Genomic DNA, 21625 nt, shown 5'->3' with positions numbered 1-21625 from the left:
TGACCATGCGCGGTGCCGAGCTTACCAATTGTCGATGATCCATTAGCAACACATTACCTTTTACGGGTGAAAAAGCTGTATGTCCTAAATGTACGGGCTGCCGGGAGAGAGGAGGGCGGGATATGCTACGGCGCAGCAGACGGGAGCTGTTCCTGAGGGCGGCCGTGCGATCTTGGCGTCGCCGCGCGCCGCATTCCAGGGAGAAATCGAACGGTGGATGCTGACCGATGAGACTTCAGCCGCGCCAGGAATTGCTGTCGGTGTGGAAATCGATATCAAGATATTGCGGTTCACCGGATTCCTTCTTCTGGGACGACCGTGCGGGGCGCAACTCCATCAGCGACTCCGAGCTGCTTCTCTGCTTGCTGCTGCCCCCGCAGAAGCTGCCCGGGATTCGTTATGACCGCCCCGACGAGACCAAGCCGGACGTCCGGGCCGCCCTCGCGGCGTTCGGCAGCCCGGTCGAGATCCCGCAGAAGATCGTCCGATTGATCGCGGTCTATCTGAATCGCTACACGGATCCACAGAACGACGACTTGCCGGTCTTCACGGTCGGCCGATATGTGAGCACCGCGCCCGACGACGACACCGAGCCCACGCCCGAGCAGGAGCAGCTCGAGGTGGTGGACGCCTATGCGACCTCCGTCGTCTTCTGCGTCACCGTCATCCACTTCCTGCGCGGCTACCGGCCGCAGGCCCGCGAGGCGTTCGTCAAGGAGATCGACGAGGTCGAGGCCAAGACGCGGAAACGCCTCACCGCGGCGATGGCCGCGCTGCAGCGCAGTTTCACGATCAGCGTGTTTCCCGGTGACAGCCGCGAGGGCCGCGCGCTCTGCGAGACCGTCAGCTCGGAAGAGGGCTACTCCCCGGCGCTGGTCGGCCGGCTCCGCCAGGCGCTGAACGACGTGACGGCCGGTCTCCGGGAGCTGGCCGGCCCGCGGGAGGGTGGCGGCATCGCTGACGACGTGGCCAACCTCCTGGCCGACCGCGACCTGCTCTTCGAGTGTGGCTGGTCCTGGGGCATCGTGAAGGGCGCCGAGCCGGTCAAGACGCTGACCACGGCTTATGCGCAGCCCGGGTTCGCCGAGTCCGCTCCGTACCTGTACTTCACCGTGGTCGCCGTCGACGGCATCCGCGACCTGCTCGACACCGACACGCGCCTTCTGGGCATCCTCGACCAGGAGCAGCAGGACCTCGCTCGTACCCTGCAGTTGCAGTGGGAGCTGGCGCAGAGGTTCTGGTCCACGATCGCGACCTTCGGCTCGGATCGCTGGCCGATCGAGGAGCTGCCCTGGCGTACCACGGACGAGGAGGAGAGCGACTACTACAGCCTCCTGGTCTTCTCCCTCGTGCGGCACTCGCTGGCCGAGCGGAACGCCCCCGAGGACGAGCTCAGGCGGATCGCCAAGACGCTGGAGGACCTGGCCGACCGGGGACGGATCCGGCGCAGGCCGCTGGAGAACGATCCGGCGCTCCGGTTGCACCAGCCCGGGACCTGGGTCCGGCTGGTCGGTGCCGAGACCGTGGTGCCCGGTGCGCCGAAAGTCGGGTGGCGGCTGGGCGAGCTGGCCACGCTGCTCCTCGGGCGGTCGCTCGCCCTCGCCGGCCAGGTCAACGACCACCAGTTGCGGGCCCGGCTGCTGAGCCTCTCCGACGACGTGTGGCGCCACCTGGCCCGGCGCCGGCTGCGCAAGGGCAAGGGCACCGGCCTCTGGGACAACGCGAGCAACGTGTTCACGTCCCTGGCCCCTCGCGAGGAGCCGAGCTGGTATTTCACCAACCGCGTGGTGCAGTGCATGGGCACCGCGGCCGAGCTGATCAGGGGTGAGCCGCCACCCGGTGAGGGACTGGCGCGGCTCGCCTCCGAGCTGCTGATCGAGGCCGACGACGTCTTCGACGAGGAGTTGTTGCGCGGCTCGAGCGAGGGCGGTCCCGCGCTGCGGGAGAGCATGAGCCGGCAGGAGAGCAACCTGAAGAGGGCGCGCGTGCTGCTACCGACCCGCCCCGGTACCTCGGCTGCCCTGGTCATGGAGGTCTTGCGCGAGCTGGACAAGCTCGCCGCGGCCCGGCAACGCGAGGTTGGGGACTAGGGGTGCTGGTCTTCGCGGCGTCCGACAAGGGCGGCACCGGGAGGTCGGTCACGAGCTGCAACGTCGTTTATCGTCGTGCGCTCGCCGGCGCCGAGGTCTGCTATCTCGACTTCGATTTCGGCTCACCGACCGCCGGATCGATCTTTCAGATCGTCGACGCGACCCGTGGCGTCCGGGACGGCGGGTTGCATTCGTACCTGATGGAGAACGATCAGAAGGCGTTCGAGGAGCCCCGACGGATAGACGTGTGGAACAACTCCGCCCGGGCCAGCCTGCGCCACCGGCCGCCCGGAGCCGGGCAGTTGATGCTCTTCCCCGGTAACCAGGACGGCGGCGAGTTCCGCCCGGACAAGGAAGCCCTGCGCCGGTGTATCCGGCTCCTCCTCGAGCTGGACGAAGAGTTCGACATGTGCCTGATCGACCTCAGCGCCGGCCGGTCGTACGCGACTCAGCTCGTCCTGGAGGCGACGGCGGACGACGCGTTGCGTGGCGTGATCGCCCGCTGGCTGGTTTTCCACCGCTGGACCCGGCAGCACATTCCGGCCGCGTCCGGGCTGGTCTTCGGCAAGGACGGGATCCTCGACGTCGGCGAGCGCGCGGGCCACAGCCGTAAGCGGCTGGCCGAGTCGGTCAAGTTCGTCCGGACCGCGGTGGTCGATCCCGACTCGGCCGAACTACGCGGCCTGCGCCCGGCGCAGGTGGCCTGGCTGCGTGACTGCGATCAGGATCTGCGCCGCCTCGCCGCGGACAACCACGTCGGCCTGCCGTCGCTGCTCGGCTCGGTCCCGCTCGATCCGGTGCTGCAGTGGCGAGAGCAGCTTCTGTCTGACAACGATGTCGTCGCCAGGGACATCGCGAACCGCAAGACGGTGGAGGCGTTCGACGATCTGGCCAGCAGCCTGGTGGACGACGAGATGTGGGCAAGCTGATGAGAGCCGACGCCGAATTCTTCGAATCGACAGCCGATCCACGGGTCGAATCCATACCGCTGGCGCACCTCTCGGTTGAGGTGGGTCACTTCTACGCGCCCGACATGGATCGAGATGTGAAGTTCTTCGTCGACCATTTCCGTCGCATCGGCCGATGGGCCGACGTGGCCCGCTCCGCCTGTCAGGACTCGCTCAGCAGAAAGACCGCTCGAGTCAGCACCTGCGTCCTGATCGACGATTATTTCGGTGAGCTGGACTCGCCCCGGATACTCATTCCGAAACTGCGTGCGGCGGCTCGGGAGAGCGGCTTGACCATAGATTATCTGGCGCGGGAAAGCGGCTGCGCCGACCCGGCGAAACCGGCCGCCACCGATCTCGCGGAGCCGATGGCGGACCCGCCGGACAATCTGTCGCCGGCCGAACTCGTGCTGGCCCGGGTCGTGGAGGACCCGCCGCCGGAGACCACCGGGGCGCGGCCCCCGGTGCAGCAGACCGGATGGCTCTGTAACGGCCAGCGTTCGCCGTCCACCGACCACCACGAGGCGATGAAGCGGGCGGCGTCGTGGCTGCCGCCCTCGGAGAACGCGGCGGTGAACCACTCGATCTTCGCCGACATCGAGTTGTGGCGCGACGGCGACAACGGCCGGCTCTGGTCGTGCGCGATGCTGGCGGCGGTCTGGCAGCTCCTGCGGCTCGGGGTCCTCCGGGACAACGGGCGCCGCCTGACGGTGCCGCAGCCGCTCCCCGACGACGACCTCGCCAACGACAACCTCCCGGAGGACTGGCGAGCTCTGCCGATGGTGCTGCAGCTGACCGAGAACCCGGCACCGTTCAGCGCGTACCGCACCATGACTGTCTGCGCCCCGCTCTTCCTGCCGGTCGAGAACGCGGTGCGGACCATCCTCCAGCAGGTGGCCGTGGACCCCAAGGTGCTCGAACAGATCGAGGCCCGCGCCACCGACGAGAAACTCGATCTGCCGGCCGCGGTGGTCGACCGTACCGAATATCTGTTCGTGGACACCGGACCGGTGCGTGGTGCTGGTCCTCGGTGAGGTGCAGACCGCGGCGCTGCGGCACTCCGCCGGAGTGCCCCGCGAGCTTGCGGAGAGCGCGCTGGCACTGCTGCCCGGAGAGCGGGTGCGCGTCTATGAGCGCCCGATCGGCTTCGCGGTCAGCCCGATGACCTTCACCGGGGTGGACTGCCGCATCGTCTCCCGCTCCGGCCCGCGGGTGCGTGGCGTGGGTACCCTGACCGGCCGGGTCTGCCTCACCGGGGGACGCGTGCTCCAGGGCTCGGCGCTGACCCGGATCGTGCCGGTGGCCGGCGGGCATCGGCGCCCCTGGTCGCACTATCTCGCGCAACCCGGCGTGGTGGAGACGATCGGACGGGCTGATCTGCTCGGCGTGGCCGCCGCGCATCTGACGGCGGACAAGCCGGTCTCCACCATGGGGATGGGCGCGTTCTGCAACCGGCTGGTGACCGATGTCCAGAGCTCCTCGGTGCTGGACCGCCGACTGCCGATCCGGGCACGCCGTACGGTGTTGCGCTGGGCTGCCCTGATCGACCCGAACGTCGAGGGCGTCAAGGTGCGGTTCACCGTGCGCGAGAACGGTCTCCGTACGGTGCGCCTGGCTCTCGGTCCGGAGTCGATCGAGGACATCGTCGACCTCTGTGAGGACCTGGCCCTCCACGATTGGCTCCTGACAGCGCTGCTCACCGTCATCGAGCAGAGCCAGATCGGTGTCGAGGAGCCCGCTCAGAGCCTGCAACGGCTCAGGCCGGCCGTGGACCACCTGCTTCACCTCTGGATGCCGGCCGCCCGGCTGGGCGGGTTTGCCCTGTCGGTGTGGGAAGGGCTCGAAGGCCGCCCCGGACTGTCCCGGCAATGGGACGCCTCGGTCCGGCGAATCCGGGATCAGATGGCGATGGCTGCCGCGTTGGTCAATCGGTCGGCCGAGACGCCCACACTCTTTCCGTGAACGGCACGTCGCTGACGGTTCATCGGATTGCCATAGGGGTAAGTTCCCAGAAAGCGACACGTTCGGGGCATTACGACCCGGCGCGCCGGGCGGCCTGGTAAAGATCTTGGAAAGATCCAATCAACCGCGCCCAGGTCGTTGAGCAGCGAGATTGTCGTCATGCCCCTTTTCGAAAGCGACTGAACAGGCGCGGAAGTGGCGAGTAGGCTATTTGGAGCGCTGCCGTTCATGTCGTAAGGTCGTGCCTCGGCTTTTCTGCGTAATCAGCCGTCCCGGCATTCGATCAAGGTCATGACTCCAGGCTCGACAAAGACTGTGCTCTGCGTTCCGGCGCATGAACGGTAGGTAGCGGTGGTGAAGACCGGAGGTGCCGTGGCTGAGCGGCGATCCGCGCTGGAGGTGGGGGCCGAAAAGGCCGGCTCACCGGATGCCCACGGGGTCGCTTCGCTGGGCGCCAGTCCGGAAGTGATCATGCTGCGGACCGGCGATCAGTTGGAGGCCGCCGCGCGGTTGCTGTGGACCGTCTGGGAGGCCGGGAGCGACGCGGAGCGCGGCGAGGTGATCAGCACCAGCATGCTCCGCACCCTCGCCCACTCCGGGAACTACGTGGCCGGGGCCTATGTCGACGACCAGTTGATCGGGTGCACCGTGGGGGTCTTCGGCGCCTGCGACGGCAAGGTGGACCGGCTGCACTCGCACATCACCGGCGTCTACCAGCCCGGCCGCAACCGGGGCACGGGTTTCGTGCTCAAACGGCACCAGCGGCAGTGGGCCCTGGACAACGGCCTGGACATCGTCACGTGGACGTTCGACCCGCTGGTCTCCCGCAATGGTTACTTCAACCTGTGCAAACTGGGCGCCCGCGTCACCGAGTACCGGCCCGACTTCTACGGTCGGATGGACGACGGAGCCAACACCAACGACCGCACCGATCGTCTTCTGGTGGAGTGGCCCCTTCGTTCGGAGTGGGTCGAGGAGGCGATGACCGGGGATCCCGGGCTCCGCCGGCACGCCGCTGTCGTGCCCGGCGCGCAGGTGATCGCCGTACCGGAGGACATCAGGATGCTTCGAGAAGCGGAACCCGAGCAGGCGAAGCGCATGCGATTCGAGGTCCGTGACCGATTCCTGTCACTGTTCGCCGACGGCTATCAGGTCGTGGGGATGAGCAAGGACCGCGAGTACGTTTTGCTGCCCAGCAGCATGAGCGCGGCGTACGAGTCGTGAGAGTCGAGTCGATCGAACTCCGGGTGGTGCGGCTGCCCCTGGTCGCGCCGTTCCGCACGTCCTTCATGACTGAGTACCACCGCGATGCCCTGCTGGTGTGTGTCCGCACGCCCGAGGGTGTCGAAGGCTGGGGCGAGTGCGTCGCCATGCAGGAGCCGTGCTTCTCGGCCGAATACCTCAACGCCGCCGTCGACGTGATGCGGCGGTTCCTCATTCCGCTGATCCAGGACCTGCCAGAGGTGACCGCGGAGGACGCCGCGTCCGCTTTCACCGCGATCAAGGGTCACCTGATGGCCAAGGCGGCCCTGGAGACCGCGATCCTGGACGCTGAACTCCAGCTGGCCGGTGTGTCGCTGGCAAGCCGTCTCGGTGCGGAGCACGACATCGTCCCGGCCGGCGTCTCGGTCGGCATCATGGATTCCGTCCCCGAGCTCCTGGACGCCGTCGAGGGCTATCTGGAGTCCGGATACCAGCGCATCAAGCTGAAGATCCAGCGAGACTGGGACGAGAAACCGGTGCGCCAGGTGCGTGAGCGCTTCGGCGACCACGTGCCGCTGCAGGTGGACGCGAACGGCGCCTACACCTGGGACGACCTGGACGACCTGGTCCGGCTGGACGAATACAACCTGCTGATGATCGAGCAACCGTTCCCCTACGACGACCTCTGGGGACATGTCCTGCTCAGCCGCCGCCTGGCGAAAGGTACGCCGGTCTGCCTGGACGAGTCGGTCACCTCACCCGCCGAGGCGATCACCGCGATCAAGATGGGCGCCGCCAGCATCATCAACATCAAGCCTGGCCGGGTCGGCGGCTACCTCGCGGCCAAGCAGATCCACGACGTCTGCGCCGAGCACGGCGCGCAGGTCTGGGTCGGCGGCATGCTCGAGACCGGCATCGGGCGCGCGGCCAACCTGGCGCTGGCCGCCCTGCCGAACTTCACACTGGTCGGGGACCTCTCGGCCTCGGACCGGTTCTTCCAGCAGGACGTCACACCGCCGTTCATCATGAAGGACGGCCACATCGCGGTCCCCGGTGAACCCGGCATCGGCGTACGGCCCTACCCCGACATCCTGGAGCGGGCGGCCCGAGAGGTGCCGCCGATCGCCATCCCGGTCGGCAAGGGTGCGCCGCACGACGCGGTGTGCCCTCATGAGGCGCCGTGGCTCGGATTCCCCGCACCGGAGCCGCAGGCCGGGTCCGCGCACGGTCAGGAGCCGGTCCAGGCGGGCGCGCGCGGCGCTGGATTCGCGGTTCAGCCTGACGCGCGAGACGCTGACGCCGTGGCCCAGCCGGCCGCGCGAGACGCCGGATCTGTGGCCCAGCCGGCCGCGCGAGACGCTGGATCTGTGGTCCAGCCGGCCGCGCGGAAAGCCGAGCTTGCCGCGGACAATGGGACGGCTGCGGTCGCGCCGGATCGCGGCAAAGCCTCGGCCTCTCTTGCCCCGCTGCTCTAAGGCTTCGCACGCTTCCCGAGCGATTCGCGCAGTACGGACTGCTACCCGCATCGTGGAGGCCGTCGCTGACGCCCTGAATGCGTCACGATGCTATGGGCCGTGCGGAATGCACTCCGCAGCTTTATGAAACAGGCGAAGAAAGAGTTCCGCCGGCGAAGGTATCGCGTGGGGTGATGGAGAGCGGAGGCCAACACATCCGCAGATTATGTTTCGAAAGCGCGGTGCGGGATTCGCCTTGCGAACGCCAACCACGGAAAGAAAAAATTGTGCCCCCGGCAGGATTCGAACCTGCGCTTTCGCCTCCGGAGGGCGACGCTCTATCCCCTGAGCTACGGGGGCCCAGTGATTCAGAAGCCTAGCAGGCCCGCCGGAGCCATTGCCAACCGGTTCCGGCGGTGTCGCCTACCAGCTCTCCGAACCGCGTCTGTCAGCTTGCCTGGGCCTGCTTGAGCAGGGAGTCGATCAGCTGGATCTCGCCCTGCTGAGCGCTCACCATGCTCTGTGCGATCCAGTCCACGTTCTCGTCGTCGGAGAGTTCGACGGCTTCCTGGGCCATGTGGACGCCGCCGAGGTGGTGGGCGCGCATCAGGGTGAGGAATTGGACGTCGAGGTCTTTGCCGGTGGCTTTGCGCAGGGTGGCCATCTGCTCGGAGGTGGCCATGCCGGGCATCAGCCCGTCGACGATCGAGCCGGCGGAGTTGGGCATCCAGGCCATCGGTGGCTGGGTGCCGGTGGGGTCGAGGTGCCAGTCGCGCAGCCATCCCTGCATGTAGCCGATCTGGGCCTGCTGGGTGAGGGCGATGTCGCTGGAGAGGGTGACGATCTGCGGCGTGGCGGAGCCGGTGTGGGCGATCATCGCCATCTCGACGGCCTGTGCGTGGTGGGTGGACATGTCCCGCAGGAAGCCGGCCTCGACCGAGTCGTCGCCGGGCTGGCTGAGACGGGGGAGGACCAGGCCGCCGGCCACTCCTAGGAGCAGGCCGACGAGGAGCAGGACGACGCCGAGGTAGCCGGGGCGGCGGCTGCCTGGTGCGTCCTCCCCGGGCGCGTCCACCGCGCCCGGGGAGAGTGCTTCCGAGGTCATTCGGTTGCGGCACCCGTCGCGCCGGCGGCGGGGGCGGCGGGAGCGACCGGGTCGCTGGTGGTGTTGCCGCCGGAGCACGGGGCGCCGGGCTCCATCGAGGCCTTCACACGGGTGGCCTTGATGAAGTCGTCGATGCGGCCGTCGTTCGCGTCGTCGAGCTTGAGCTGGTAGCCCCAGACCTGCACCGAGACGTTCTTGTCGAGGTTGGCCACGGGCGACATGAGCATGAAGTCCTTGCCCTCGACCTTGGCCTGCAGTGCGGACACCTGGTCAGCGCCGAGGCCCTGCTTGTAGGTGATCCAGACCGCGCCGTGCTCGAGGCTGTGCACCGCGTGCTCGTTGGCGATCGGCTGGCTGTAGATGTCGCCCATGCAGTTCTGCCAGGCCTGGTTGTGCGCGCCACCGACCGGCGGGTTGGTCGCGTAGGTCTGCGGACCCTCCTTGTGGGTCCGGTCGTCGATCTGCGCGTTCTTCTGAGCGCGGTAGTTGACGACACCGTCGATCTCGGCGACCTGGTCCTCCCAGGGCCGCGAACCCTGGACCGAGGCGAACACGCCGTAGCCGATGATGCCCGCGGCGATCAGCACGACGACGCCGACGACCAGCGTTGGTCCCCAGTTGCGCCCGCCGGCCACCTTGACCGGGGTGACGGGCTTGCGGCCCTTGCCGCCGCCCTTGCCGGACGGGCGGTTACCACCTGGCCGGTTGCCGCCGGACTTGCCCGCCGGGGGCTTGCCCTGGCCGGTGGTCTTGTCGACCTTGACGGTGGACGGGACCCGTTCGGGCCCCGGCGTGCTCATGCTCATCGCGCCTCGTCGATTCGTCAAAAATGGAAGGGCGGGGCTCGGGTGGCCGCCGAACGCAGAAGTCTACCCCCGATAGCATGGCCGAGTGACTCCCGCCAACCTTGCTGACACCGTTCTCTCAGCTGCTCGTGCCGTATTCGAGACGCGCGGCATCGACGTCGCCGCGCTTCCCGCGACGACGACGGTGGAGCGACCCCGCAACCCCGAGCACGGCGACTACGCCTCGACGCTCGCCCTTCAACTGGGCAAGAAGGCCGGGGTCCCCCCGCGTGAGCTGGCCGCCGCGCTCGCCGAGGAGCTGGGCCGTCGCGACGGGATCAAGTCGGTGGAGATCGCCGGGCCCGGCTTCCTCAACATCCGGCTGGACGCCGCCGCGGCGGGCGTGCTCGCCCGCGACATCGTGCTGGCCGGTTCAGCGTACGGCCGGACCGACCGCCTCGCCGGTGAACGGATCAACCTGGAGTTCGTCTCGGCGAACCCGACCGGCCCGGTCCACATCGGCGGGGTCCGATGGGCGGCCGTCGGCGACGCGCTCTCCCGGCTGCTGCGCACCGCGGGCGCCGACGTCGGCACTGAGTACTACTTCAACGACGCCGGCTCCCAGATCGACAGGTTCGCCCGGTCGCTGCTGGCCAGCGCGAAGGGCGAGCCGGCCCCCGACGACGGGTACGGCGGCGCCTACATCGCGGAGATCGCGGCGGACGTGGTCAAGCGCTCCCCGGACGTGCTGAACACCTCCGACGACCAGGCACAGGAGACGTTCCGCCAGGTCGGCGTCGAGCTGATGTTCGCCGAGATCAGGAAGTCGCTCGGTGATTTCGGCGTCGAGTTCGACACGTACTTCAACGAGAAGGACCTGCACGACCGGGGCGAGTTGCAGGAGGCCCTGGACCGGCTGCGCGAGCAGGGCCACATCTTCGAGCTGGACGGCGCGACCTGGCTGCGCACCACCGACTTCGGTGACGACAAGGACCGGGTGCTGCGCAAGTCGGACGGGGACTGGACCTACTTCGCCGCCGACTGCGCGTACTACCTGGACAAGCGCAAGCGCGGGTTCGACCGGGTCGTGATCATGCTGGGCGCCGACCACCACGGCTACATCGGCCGGATGAAGGCGATGGCCGCGTGCTTCGGCGACGATCCTGCGAAAAACCTGGAAATCTTGATCGGCCAGCTGGTGAACCTGGTCCGTGACGGCGAGCCGGTCCGGATGAGCAAGCGCGCCGGCACGGTGGTGACCCTGGAGGACTTCGTCGAGGCACTCGGCGTCGACGCCACCCGGTACGCGCTCGCCCGGTACTCCAGCGACTCCCCGATCGACATCGACATCGACCTGTGGACGAGTGCGAGCCGGGAGAACCCGGTCTACTACGTGCAGTACGTGGCCGCCCGCACCGCGTCGGCGGCACGCAACGCCGCGGAGGTCGGCCTGACCCGTGGCGAGCCGGGCGACTTCCGTCCCGAGCTGCTCACCAACGACAAGGAGAACGAGCTCCTCAAGACCCTCGGTGAGTACCCGGAGACGGTCGCGTTCGCCGCGGAGCACCGCGAGCCGCACCACGTGGCCCGGCTGCTGGAGAAGATCGCCGGGGCGTACCACCGGTTCTACGACGAGCCGGCCTGCCGGATCCTGCCGAAGGGCGACGAGCCGATCGGTGACGGCAACCGCGCCCGGCTGTGGCTCAACGACGCCACTCGTACGGTGATCGCCAACGGGTTGGGCCTGCTCGGCGTCTCGGCTCCGGAGAGGATGTAGGCATGCGCGCACACGAGGCCGGGGCCCTGCACGGTGACCTCGGTAATCGCGGGCCGGCCTGGCTGCGTACCCCCAAGGACGTCAACGCCCTCGTGCCGCAACTCTGGCCACGGACCGTGAGTCGCACCGAGGCCGGGGATCTCGCCATCGGCGGGGTCGGCGTCGCCGACCTGGTGGCCGAGTACGGCACGCCCGCCTATCTGCTCGACGAGGAGGACCTGCGGGCCCGCTGCCGGGAGTTCGCCGCGGCGTTCGCCGACGCCGACGTCTACTACGCGGGCAAGTCGTTCCTCTGCAAGGCGGTCGTCCGGATCATCGAGGAGGAGGGCCTGTTCCTCGACGTCTGCTCCGGCGGCGAGCTGGCGGTGGCGCTGGCGGCCGGCTTCCCGCCCGAGCGGCTGGGCTTCCACGGCAACAACAAGTCGGAGTCCGAGCTGCGCCGGGCACTGGACGCCGGGGTGGGCCGGATCATCGTCGACTCGTTCCACGAGATCGCCCGGCTGAGCGCGCTGGCGACCGAGCTGGGCAAGCGGCCCGGTGTGCTGATCCGGGTCACGGTCGGCGTCGAGGCGCACACCCACGAGTTCATCGCCACCGCGCACGAGGACCAGAAGTTCGGCTTCTCGCTGGCCGGCGGTGCGGCGTTCGAGGCGGCGGCGCGGATCCTCGACGAGGGCGTGCTCGACCTGCGGGGGCTGCACTCGCACATCGGCTCGCAGATCTTCGACACCAGCGGGTTCGAGGTGGCCGCCCGGCGGATCGTGGAGCTCCAGGCGCAGATCCGCGACGCCCGCGGGGTGGAGCTGCCGGAGCTCGACCTCGGCGGTGGCTTCGGTATCGCGTACACCACGCAGGACGACCCCTCGACCGCCGGTGATCTGGCGAAGCGGATCAACAAGATCGTCGAGTCGGAGTGCGACATGGCGTCGCTGAGCGTGCCGCGGCTCTCCATCGAGCCGGGACGGGCCATCGTCGGCCCGGCGGTCTTCACCCTCTACGAGGTGGGGACGGTCAAGGACGTCGACGGCATCCGCACCTACGTCAGTGTGGACGGTGGCATGAGCGACAACATCCGGACCGCCCTGTACGACGCCTCGTACTCGGCCACGCTGGCGAACCGGGCCAGTACCGCGGAGCCGATGCTGGCCCGAGTTGTGGGAAAACATTGTGAATCCGGGGACATCGTCGTGAAGGATGAATTCCTGCCCGCCGACGTGCAGCCCGGAGATCTTGTTGCGGTGCCCGGCACCGGTGCCTATTGCCGGAGCATGGCCAGCAATTACAACCACGTTCCTCGGCCGCCCGTGGTGGCGGTGCGCGACGGCGCCTCCCGCGTCATCGTGCGGCGCGAGACCGAGGACGACCTGCTTGCATTGGATGTTGGATGAGCCCAGCGAAGAAGGTCCGCCTAGCACTGCTCGGCTGCGGCACCGTCGGCACCGAAGTGGTCCGGCTGCTGCACGAGCAGGCCGACGACCTGACCGCCCGGATCGGCGCACCGCTGGAGCTGGTCGGCGTCGCGGTGCGCCGGCCGGGCCGGGAGCGTGGTGATCTCCCGGTCGACCCGTCGCTGTTCACCACCGACGCGCTGGGCCTGGTCAAGCGCGACGACGTGGACGTGGTGATCGAGGTCGTCGGCGGGATCGATCCGGCCCGCGGCTGGCTGGTCGAGGCACTGCGGGCGGGCAAGAGCGTGGTCACCGCCAACAAGGCGCTGCTCGCCGAGGACGGCGGCGCGCTGCACGACGCCGCCGCCGAGGGCGGTGCCGATCTCTATTACGAGGCGTCGGTGGCGGGTGCGATCCCGCTGCTGCGCCCGCTGCGTGAGTCGCTGCACGGCGACCGCGTGACCGCGGTCACCGGCATCGTGAACGGCACGACGAACTTCATCCTCTCGTCGATGGCGTCCACCGGGGCGGGCTTCAGCGAGGCGTTGGAGGAGGCCACCGAGCTGGGGTACGCGGAAGCTGATCCCACCGCCGACATCGAAGGCTTCGATGCCGCCGCGAAGGCCGCGATCCTCGCCTCACTCGCGTTCCACACCCGGGTCACCGCCGCCGACGTGTTCCGGGAGGGCATGACCGGGGTGACGGCCGGTGACATGGCCAGCGCCAAGGAGATGGGCTGCACGATCAAGCTGCTCTGCATCGCGCAGCGCGGTGCGGACTCGGTGAGCGTCCGCGTGCACCCGGCGATGATCCCGCTCAGCCATCCGCTGGCGAGCGTGGGCGACGCGTTCAACGCGGTCTTCGTGGAAACCGAGGCGGCCGGCCCGCTGATGTTCTACGGCCGTGGTGCCGGCGGCCGTCCGACCGCCAGCGCGGTCCTGGGCGACATCGTCGCGGCGGCGCGCAACAAGCTCACCGGCTCCCGCGCCCCGAGCGAGAGCAACTACGCCGAGCTGCGGGTCCGCCCGATCGGCGAGTCCCTCACTCGGTACCACATCAGCCTCGACGTGGCCGAGCGGCCGGGTGTCCTGGCGAGTGTGGCAGGCGTCTTCGCCCAGCACGAGGTTTCCATCGCGACGGTGCGCCAGTCCGGCCGCGCGGACGACGCGAAGCTGGTCATCGTGACGCACAGCGCACCCGACGCGGCCCTGGCGGCCACTGTCGAGGCACTGTCGCGTCTGGACATCGTCCGTTCGATCGCGAGCGTGCTGAGGGTCGAGGGCGGCGCCGGCTAGTGCTGGACCGGGTGGGATCCGATGTGCCGACCTCGCCCGCGGCGGTGTGCTCCACGGCGAGGTGCTGGCACCATGGGGTGCCTTCGAGGTTCTACGGCGCCTTCGTGCGCGACCCGGACGGCGACAACGTCGAAGCCGTCCGCCATCGTCCTGAATAGTGGGCATTCGGTCCCAAAGATCGGGTGACTGCGTCACGCTGTGCGCGTTCGTGCGGCTTGAAGTGAGGAGTGCGGCCATGTGGCGGGGCTTGATCGAGGCGTACCGGGACCGGCTGCCGGTCACCGACGCCACACCTGTGGTCTCGCTGCACGAGGGGAACACGCCGCTGGTTCCGGCGCCGGTCCTCTCCCAGCGGGTCGGCGCCGACGTCTACCTCAAGGTCGAGGGCGCCAACCCGACCGGATCGTTCAAGGACCGCGGCATGACCATGGCCGTGTCCAAGGCGGTCGAGGAGGGCGCCAAGGCGATCATCTGTGCGTCCACCGGCAACACCAGCGCCTCCGCCGCCGCCTACGCGGCGCGGGCCGGGATCACCTGTGCCGTGCTGGTGCCGCAGGGCAAGATCGCGCTGGGCAAGCTGGCGCAGGCCCTCGTGCACGGCGCCCGGCTGCTCCAGGTCGACGGCAACTTCGACGACTGCCTCGCGCTCGCCTCCAAGCTCTCCCAGGACTACCCGGTCTCCCTGGTCAACTCGGTGAACATCTTCCGCCTGCACGGGCAGAAGACCGCCTCCTTCGAGATCGTCGAGGCGCTCGGCGACGCTCCCGACATCCACTGCCTGCCGGTCGGCAACGCCGGCAACATCTCCGCGTACTGGATGGGTTACCTCGAGGACAAGGCCGACGGCAACTCCACCAAACTGCCGAAGATGTACGGCTTCCAGGCCTCCGGCGCCGCACCGATCGTCAACGGCAAGGTCGTCGAGAACCCGTCGACGATCGCCACCGCGATCCGGATCGGCAACCCGGCGAGCTGGACGAAGGCCCTCGACGCCCGGGACGCCTCGGACGGCCTGATCTCGGCGGTCACCGACCGGGACATCCTGAACGCGTACCGGCTGCTCGCCCGCGAGGTGGGCGTCTTCGTCGAGCTGGGCAGCGCGGCGAGTGTCGCCGGCCTGCTCCAGCAGGCCGCGGCCGGCAAGATCCCGGCCGGCTCGCGGGTGGTCTGCACGGTGACCGGTCACGGCCTGAAGGACCCGGAGTGGGCGATCTCGACCGCACCGTCCCCGACCGTCATCGCGAACGACGCCCTGATCGCCGCGAAGGCCCTCGACCTGGCGTAGCGCCTGCCTCACGGGTGAGTGAGACGGGAGCCGATCGCCGAGGCGGGGTCGCGCAAGGCGAATGCTGATCGCCTGGGGAGTCGCTAGTCGCTCTGATCGCGCTGGGCTTCCCCGGAAGCCGGGGTTATCGCGGCCGGGTCTGAAAGACTGGCTTCGGCCGCGGCTGCCGCCTGGCATCCCGCCTCGCGCACCAGCAGTTCCATCGCCTGGGCCACGATCGTCAGTTCCTCGGCTGAGAGCCGGCTGAGGAGTTCCCGCTGTTTGGCCACGCCTGCCGTGATGATGCCCTCGATGAGTTCCGTGCCCGCTTTCGTGAGACCGATCCGGCGCACCCGCCGATCGTTCAGGTCCTCCGTGCGCGTGACCAGGTCCTGCACGACCAAGCGGTCGATCATGCCGCTGAGCGTTGCCGCGCCGACGCCGAGCATGCGGGCCAGCTCTCCACCAGCAAGGGTGCCGCGCCGTGACAGCAGCAGCATGATCTTGAGCTGCGACATCGTCAGGTGTGACGAGAAGAGCGGGTCGGAGCGGTCGTCGGCGAACAAATGCTCAAGCCGGATCTGCGCGCCCATGATATCCGCGATGAGCTTTTCTTCCTGGCTCAGCGCCCGCTCCTTCGGTGACGTGCCGGTGGCGTGGTGGCTTCCACCTGATGAGGGACGGTACCAGGGGACCCCCATCGAAAACCATTTGTTCGTGTCAGGCAAACTATCAGTATCGACCGAACTTTTCTCGGGGGAGTGCCCATGTCAGCTCTGACACGGCTCAGCCTTGCCAATCGAGGTCTCGTCGCCCTGATCGCCCTGGTGATCAGCGGTTTCGGCCTTTACGCGATCCCATCTCTCAAGCAGCAGCTCTTTCCCTCGATCGAGCTGCCCGCCGCGTTCGTCAGCGCGGTGCTTCCCGGTGCCTCGCCGGAGGCCGTCGAGACGCAGGTGACCAAGCCGATCGAGGATGCCGTCAAGGGGATCGACGGCATCGACACCGTGACGTCGACCTCCCGCGAGAACGTGTCGAGCGTCGTCGTGCTCTTCGAGTTCGGCACGGACATCGAGTCCGCGGTCAACCAGGTCACCACCTCGGTGAACCGGATTCAGTCGCAGCTGCCGGAGAACGTCGACCCGGCTGTCTTCGCCGGCGGTACCGACGACATCCCGGCGATCGTGCTGGCCGCGTCCGGTGGTGACGACGAGGCCGACCTGCTCAACCGGCTCAACGAGACCGTCGTGCCGGAGCTGAACGGCATCGAGGGCGTTCGCGACACCCAGGTCACCGGTGCCCGCGAGGAGCAGGTGGTGATCACGCCGGATCTCGCGAAGATGGGCGCCGCCGGGGTCAACCCCGCATCGCTGACGACAGTGCTCCAGGCGAACGGGGTCTCCATCCCGGCCGGTGCGGTGGTCGAGGGCGACAAGTCGCTGACCGTGCAGGTGGGCACACCGCTCACCACCGTCGACCAGCTCAAGGGCGTCTACCTGACCGGTTCACGCGGTCCGGTGCGGCTCGGTGACGTCGCCGCGGTGGAGCGCAAGCTGCCGACCGCTGAGTCGTACACGCGTACCGACGGGGTCAACAGCCTCGGCATCGCGGTCACCGCGCGCCCGGACGGCAACCCGGTGTCGATCTCGCACGAGGTGCGGGACATCCTCGACGACCTGGAGAAGGACTCCGGCGCCACGCTGACGGTGATCACGGACCAGGCGCCGTACGTCGAGCGGTCGATCGAGAGCTTGACCACCGAGGGCCTTCTCGGCCTCGTGATGGCCGTCGTGGTGATCCTCGTCTTCCTGATGAGCGTCCGGTCCACGCTGGTCACCGCGGTCTCCATCCCGCTGTCCGTGCTGGTCGCGCTGATCGCCCTCTGGCTCGGCGACTACACGCTCAACCTGCTGACCCTCGGCGCCCTGACCATCGCGGTCGGCCGTGTGGTGGACGACTCGATCGTCGTGCTGGAGAACATCAAGAGACATCTCGAGTACGGCGAGGAGAAGGTGCACGCCATCCTCACCGCCGTCCGCGAGGTGGCCGGCGCCGTGGTCGCCTCGACGCTCACCACGGTCGCCGTGTTCGCCCCGATCGCCCTGGTCGGCGGTCTGGTCGGACAGATCTTCTCGTCCTTCGCGATCACCGTGACGGTGGCCCTGGTGGCCTCGCTCTTCGTGGCGCTGACCATCGTGCCGGTCCTGGCGTACTGGTTCCTCAAGCCGCCGCCCGCTGGTGCCGACAACGAGGCGATCCGCAAGGCCGCCGAGGCGAAGGAACTGCGCAGCCCGCTCCAGCGTGGCTACCTGCCGGTGATCCGGTTCGCCACCACCCGGCGCTGGACCACAGTGCTGATCGGCATCCTGGTCCTGATCGGCACGTTCGCCCTCTCCACCCGGCTGGAAACCAACTTCCTGGACGAGTCGGGCCAGGACAGCGTCACGGTCAGCCAGGAGCTGCCGGCCGGCACCAGCCTGGCGGCGACCGACGCGGCGGCCAAGAAGGTCGAGGCGGTCATCGCCGCGCGCGACGACGTCACGACCTACCAGGTGACCGTGGGCGGTAACTCCGCCAACCCGTTCGCCGGTGGCGGCGGCGCGGGCTCCGCCACCTTCAGCGTGGCGCTCGCCGAGGACGCCGACGCGGCGAAGGTCACCGACGAGCTGAACGCGGAGTTCGACAAGCTCACCGGCGCCGGTGAGATCTCGATCGGACAGCAGGGTTCCGGGCTGGGCAGCAGCGAGCTCTCGGTGGCGGTCAGCGCCGCCGACAACGACGTGCTCAAGGCCGCCACCGAGCAGGTACGGCAGGCGATGAGCGAGATCACCGGCGTCGCCGACGTGGACACCACGCTGGCCGCCAGCGTGCCGCGCCTGGACGTCGTGGTGGACCGCGAGGCGGCGGCGAAGGCCGGCCTCACCGAGGCGCAGATCGGTCAGACCGTCGCGTCGAGGTTCCGCGCCGCACCGGCCGGCCAGATGACCGTGGACGGCACCAGCCAGGACGTCGTCATCTCCTTCGGCAGCCCGCCGGCGGACTCGGCCGCGCTCCGTGCGATGCCGCTCACCACCAGCAGTGGTGTCGTCCCGCTGGACCAGGTGGCCGACGTCAAGGAGGTGGGCGGACCGGAGGCGGTCACCCGGGCTGACGGCAACCGCACCGCCAGCGTCACCGGCGCGGTCACCGGCTCCAACCTGACCCAGGTCAACCAGGACCTGACGAAGAAGCTCGAGGCGCTCGACCTGCCGCCCGGCGCGGAGTACGAGATCGCCGGTGTCAGCGCCGACCAGCAGGAGGCGTTCGCGCAGCTCGGCCTGGCCGTGCTCGCGGCCATCGCGATCGTCTTCATCATCATGGTGGCGACCTTCCACAGCATCCTGCAGCCGGTGATCCTGCTGGTGTCTATCCCGTTCGCGGCGACCGGCGCGATCGGCCTGCTGCTGGTGACGGGCACCCCGCTGGGTGTCCCGGCGCTGATCGGTGTACTGATGCTCGTCGGCATCGTGGTCACCAACGCGATCGTGCTGATGGACCTGATCAACCATTACCGGGCCCAGGGGTACGGCGTACAGGAGGCGGTGATCGAGGGTGGCCGGCACCGGCTGCGGCCGATCCTGATGACCGCGATCGCGACCATCTTCGCGCTGATCCCGATGGCGCTCGGCCTCACCGGCGAGGGTGGCTTCATCTCGCAGCCGCTCGCCATCGTGGTGATCGGTGGCCTGATCAGCTCCACCCTGCTGACCCTGGTCCTGGTCCCGGCGCTCTACACCATGTTGGAGAACCGCAAGGAGAAGTCGCGGGCCAAGCGTGCCGCGAAGCGTCTCCGCAAGAGCGGCGGTGCCACGCCGGACAGCGCGGCACCGGCCGGCGAGGCAGCGGACGAGGCGGCGGACGATGCGACGGAGCCGGTCAGCGTGCCGGACGACGGTCCGAAGCCGGCGGGCGGTGCCCTCCGCGGGTACACCGACCAGTTCGAGGTGCTGAAGATGCCCCGCAAGCAGGAGAGACCTGCCGACTAGAAGAAGCGGATACCGATGCCCGGCCCTGGCGGCCGGGCATCGGCCGTTTCCGGTTCCCGGTAGGGTGCGGTACGTGCCATCCGCCTTCTCGGTCCTTACCCGCAACCGTGATTTCCGGCGTTTGTTCGGTGCCGAGCTGGTGGTCTTCGGTGCCGACTGGTTCGTGATGGTGCCGTTGCTGGTGCTGCTCCCGGAGCTGACCGGCAGCGGCGTCTGGGGCGCGCTGGTGCTGGCCGCTGACACCGGGATCATCGCGTTGCTGCTGCCGTACACCGGGACGATCGCGGACCGGATGGACCGGCGGAAGATCCTGATCCTGTCGAACTCGGCGGCGTTCCTGTCGGTCCTGCTGCTGTTCGCCGTCCGATCGGCGGCCACCGCCCCGCTCGCCCTGGTCGCGGTCGGCGCCATCGCGGTGTCGAAGGCGTTCTACTCACCCGCCGCCTCGGCCGCCCTGCCGAACGTGGTCGACGCGGAGGATCTGCCCGCGGCGAACACCGTGGCGGGATCCGCGTGGGGCACGATGACCGTGGTGGGTGCCTCGCTGGGCGGGGTTGTCAGCAGCGCCTTCGGGCCGTACGCCTGCTTTGCCGTGACCGCGATCTGCCTGCTCACCGGGACCGTGCTCACCGCCGGGATCCGGCGCCCGATGCAGGCGCCCCGCGGCGCGCAGGCGCCGGAGCGGCCGATGCACGCGCTGTTCGAGGCCCTGCGCTACATCGCCGCGCGCCCGCGGCTGCGGGCCCTGGTCACCGTCAAGTCCGCGGTCGGGCTCGGCAACGGCGTGCTCACCGTCTTCCCGCTGATCGCGGCCGCTCACGGTGTGGGAGCGATCGGTGCGGGTCTGCTCTTCGCGCTGCGCGGTGCGGGTGCGCTGATCGGGCCGCTGGTGATGCGGCCGGTGCTGAACCGGCCCGCCTGGCTGCTGCCCGGACTGGCCCTGTCGATGGGGCTGTACGGCGTCGGCTACCTCGGTGTGGCCTTCGCCCCGTGGTTCCCGCTGGTGCTCGCGCTGGTCTTCGTCGCGCACTTCGCCGGCGGCACCAACTGGGTGCTCTCCAACTTCGCGTTGCAGGCGGAGGTGCCGGACGAACTGCGCGGCCGGGTCTTCGCCACCGACATGATGCTGGCGACGCTCGCCATCGCGATCAGCCAGCTCGGTGCCGGAGCCGTGATCGACCACGTCGACCCGAAGGTCATCATCGCCACCTGTGCGCTGATCACGCTGACCTACGCGATCGGCTGGCGGATCGCGACCCGCCGGCTGGCTCCGGTCGCCCCGGCACACGAGACCCCGTGAATTGGCTTAATTCTCCCTTTACCGGTACCGGGACGCTTCCGTTTATTTGATCAAGCCCTAGCATGTGGCGATGGGCCTGTCCTTCGTCACCGAACCGGTCTCCGTCAGTACACCGGCGACCAGCGCCAACCTCGGTCCCGGCTTCGACTCGCTGGGCCTGGCGCTGACGCTCCACGACGACCTGACCGCCCGGGTCACCGGCGACTCGTTCACGGTGACGGTGCGTGGCGAGGGAGCGGATGATCTGCCCGCCGACGAGAGCCACCTGGTCTTCCGGGCCATGCTGGCGACCTTCGACGAGCTGGGTGAGCGCCCCGCGGGTGTGGCGCTCGAGTGCGTGAACCGGATTCCGCAGGCGCGTGGCCTCGGCAGTTCCTCGGCCGCCATCGTCGGTGGTGTGCAACTCGCCCGCGGCTTGGTCCGGGACGGCCTGCGGCTGCTCGACGACGCGGCCGCGCTGCGAATCGCGGCCCGGATCGAAGGTCATCCGGACAACGTGGCACCCTGTCTTCTCGGCGGGTTCACCGTCGCCTGGACCGAGGAGTCGGGTGGGCGGGCGGTGCGGCTGACGCCGGCCGAGGGCGTACACCCCACGGTTTTCGTTCCCGCCGAGCGTGGGTACACCGCGACCGCGCGTGCCGCCTTGCCCTCCGAGGTGCCGCACGCGGACGCGGCGTTCAACGCGGGGCGGGCGGCGCTCCTGACGCACGCACTCACCAAGGATCCGTCCCTGCTGTTCCCGGCCACCGAGGATCGGCTGCATCAGGGTTACCGCTCCGCCGGGATGCCGGGTACGGCGTCCCTGGTGGCGGCTCTCCGGGCGGCCGGAGTCGCCGCCGTGGTCAGCGGTGCCGGGCCCACCGTGCTGGCGTTGACCGAGGTCCCGGGCGATTTCCAGCCGGGCGCGCACTGGCACAGCGAAGTGCTGGGCGTGGATGACGCCGGTGCTTGTGTGAAAGGGGGTATGGTGGAACACGCCGAGCGGGGTCCTGTTGCCGCAGGTCGCACGAGTTGATTACGCTCTGACCTA

The 21625-nt window shown here is 68.9% G+C and carries 16 protein-coding genes and 1 tRNA gene; 13 read left to right on the top strand and 4 right to left on the bottom strand.

Annotation, left to right across the window (positions count from 1 at the left end):
- Nucleotides 1-227 precede the first annotated feature (227 nt).
- The 6 genes from ACFQV6_RS03425 (at nucleotide 228) to menC (ending at nucleotide 7677) form a co-directional block, all read left to right on the top strand.
- A complete protein-coding gene (locus tag ACFQV6_RS03425) occupies nucleotides 228-2090 on the top strand; it encodes an SCO2524 family protein (RefSeq protein ID WP_378025828.1) in 1863 nt (620 codons plus the stop codon).
- A gap of 2 nt (nucleotides 2091-2092) precedes the next feature.
- Complete coding sequence (locus ACFQV6_RS03420; RefSeq protein WP_378025827.1) at nucleotides 2093-3019, top strand: SCO2523 family variant P-loop protein; 927 nt, start codon at nucleotides 2093-2095, stop codon at nucleotides 3017-3019.
- The gene (locus tag ACFQV6_RS03415; protein WP_378025826.1) at nucleotides 3019-4071 is read left to right on the top strand and encodes an SCO2522 family protein; all 1053 of its coding nucleotides are present in this window, start codon (nucleotides 3019-3021) and stop codon (nucleotides 4069-4071) included. Before ACFQV6_RS03420 ends, ACFQV6_RS03415 begins: the two co-directional genes overlap by 1 nt.
- The gene (locus ACFQV6_RS03410) at nucleotides 4052-4999 is read left to right on the top strand and encodes an SCO2521 family protein (RefSeq protein ID WP_378025825.1); all 948 of its coding nucleotides are present in this window, start codon (nucleotides 4052-4054) and stop codon (nucleotides 4997-4999) included. Before ACFQV6_RS03415 ends, ACFQV6_RS03410 begins: the two co-directional genes overlap by 20 nt.
- Before the next feature lie 372 nt (nucleotides 5000-5371).
- On the top strand, nucleotides 5372-6223 hold the full coding sequence (locus ACFQV6_RS03405) for a GNAT family N-acetyltransferase (RefSeq protein WP_378025824.1): 852 nt from the start codon (nucleotides 5372-5374) through the stop codon (nucleotides 6221-6223).
- Nucleotides 6220-7677, top strand: coding sequence for an o-succinylbenzoate synthase (gene menC, locus ACFQV6_RS03400; protein ID WP_378025823.1), 1458 nt, complete (start codon nucleotides 6220-6222; stop codon nucleotides 7675-7677). Before ACFQV6_RS03405 ends, menC begins: the two co-directional genes overlap by 4 nt.
- Nucleotides 7678-7944: 267 nt before the next feature.
- On the opposite strand, the gene ACFQV6_RS03395 is transcribed toward menC, so the two are convergent.
- The 3 genes from ACFQV6_RS03395 to ACFQV6_RS03385 all read right to left on the bottom strand — a co-directional run bounded on the left by ACFQV6_RS03395 (nucleotide 7945) and on the right by ACFQV6_RS03385 (nucleotide 9567).
- A tRNA-Arg gene (locus ACFQV6_RS03395) sits at nucleotides 7945-8016 on the bottom strand.
- Nucleotides 8017-8104: 88 nt separating this feature from the next.
- Complete coding sequence (locus ACFQV6_RS03390; protein WP_378025822.1) at nucleotides 8105-8761, bottom strand: DUF305 domain-containing protein; 657 nt, start codon at nucleotides 8759-8761, stop codon at nucleotides 8105-8107.
- On the bottom strand, nucleotides 8758-9567 hold the full coding sequence (locus ACFQV6_RS03385) for a DUF3105 domain-containing protein (RefSeq protein WP_378025821.1): 810 nt from the start codon (nucleotides 9565-9567) through the stop codon (nucleotides 8758-8760). The genes ACFQV6_RS03390 and ACFQV6_RS03385 overlap by 4 nt, the downstream gene beginning before the upstream one ends.
- An 85-nt stretch (nucleotides 9568-9652) precedes the next feature.
- Between ACFQV6_RS03385 and argS the strand changes: the two genes are divergently transcribed.
- From argS to thrC, 4 genes are all read left to right on the top strand, one after another.
- Entirely contained in the window at nucleotides 9653-11323 is a 1671-nt protein-coding gene (gene argS / locus ACFQV6_RS03380) for an arginine--tRNA ligase (RefSeq protein ID WP_378025820.1), read from the top strand.
- A gap of 2 nt (nucleotides 11324-11325) precedes the next feature.
- A complete protein-coding gene (gene lysA / locus ACFQV6_RS03375) occupies nucleotides 11326-12711 on the top strand; it encodes a diaminopimelate decarboxylase (protein WP_378025819.1) in 1386 nt (461 codons plus the stop codon).
- Nucleotides 12708-14006: a homoserine dehydrogenase gene (locus ACFQV6_RS03370; protein ID WP_378025818.1), complete on the top strand. Its 1299-nt coding sequence runs from the start codon at nucleotides 12708-12710 to the stop codon at nucleotides 14004-14006. Before lysA ends, ACFQV6_RS03370 begins: the two co-directional genes overlap by 4 nt.
- A gap of 235 nt (nucleotides 14007-14241) precedes the next feature.
- Nucleotides 14242-15291, top strand: coding sequence for a threonine synthase (gene thrC / locus ACFQV6_RS03365; RefSeq protein WP_378025817.1), 1050 nt, complete (start codon nucleotides 14242-14244; stop codon nucleotides 15289-15291).
- An 83-nt stretch (nucleotides 15292-15374) separates the two neighbouring features.
- On the opposite strand, the gene ACFQV6_RS03360 is transcribed toward thrC, so the two are convergent.
- Nucleotides 15375-15998: a MarR family winged helix-turn-helix transcriptional regulator gene (locus ACFQV6_RS03360; protein WP_378025816.1), complete on the bottom strand. Its 624-nt coding sequence runs from the start codon at nucleotides 15996-15998 to the stop codon at nucleotides 15375-15377.
- 39 nt (nucleotides 15999-16037) lie between these two features.
- Here ACFQV6_RS03360 and ACFQV6_RS03355 point away from each other — a divergent pair, with 39 nt between their 5' ends.
- The 3 genes from ACFQV6_RS03355 (at nucleotide 16038) to thrB (ending at nucleotide 21610) form a co-directional block, all read left to right on the top strand.
- Nucleotides 16038-19295 carry an efflux RND transporter permease subunit gene (locus ACFQV6_RS03355; protein WP_378025815.1) on the top strand — a complete coding sequence of 1086 codons (3258 nt, stop codon included), beginning with the start codon at nucleotides 16038-16040 and terminating at the stop codon, nucleotides 19293-19295.
- Between the two features lie 73 nt (nucleotides 19296-19368).
- Nucleotides 19369-20595 (top strand): MFS transporter, encoded by a 1227-nt coding sequence (locus tag ACFQV6_RS03350; protein ID WP_378025814.1) that lies wholly within the window; start codon nucleotides 19369-19371, stop codon nucleotides 20593-20595.
- A gap of 70 nt (nucleotides 20596-20665) precedes the next feature.
- Nucleotides 20666-21610, top strand: coding sequence for a homoserine kinase (gene thrB / locus ACFQV6_RS03345; protein WP_378025813.1), 945 nt, complete (start codon nucleotides 20666-20668; stop codon nucleotides 21608-21610).
- Nucleotides 21611-21625: the final 15 nt, after the last annotated feature.

The sequence above is a fragment of the Actinoplanes sp. GCM10030250 genome, assembly GCF_042666575.1.
Lineage (GTDB): Bacteria > Actinomycetota > Actinomycetes > Mycobacteriales > Micromonosporaceae > Actinoplanes.
This window is presented reverse-complemented; position numbering and strand designations above follow the sequence as displayed.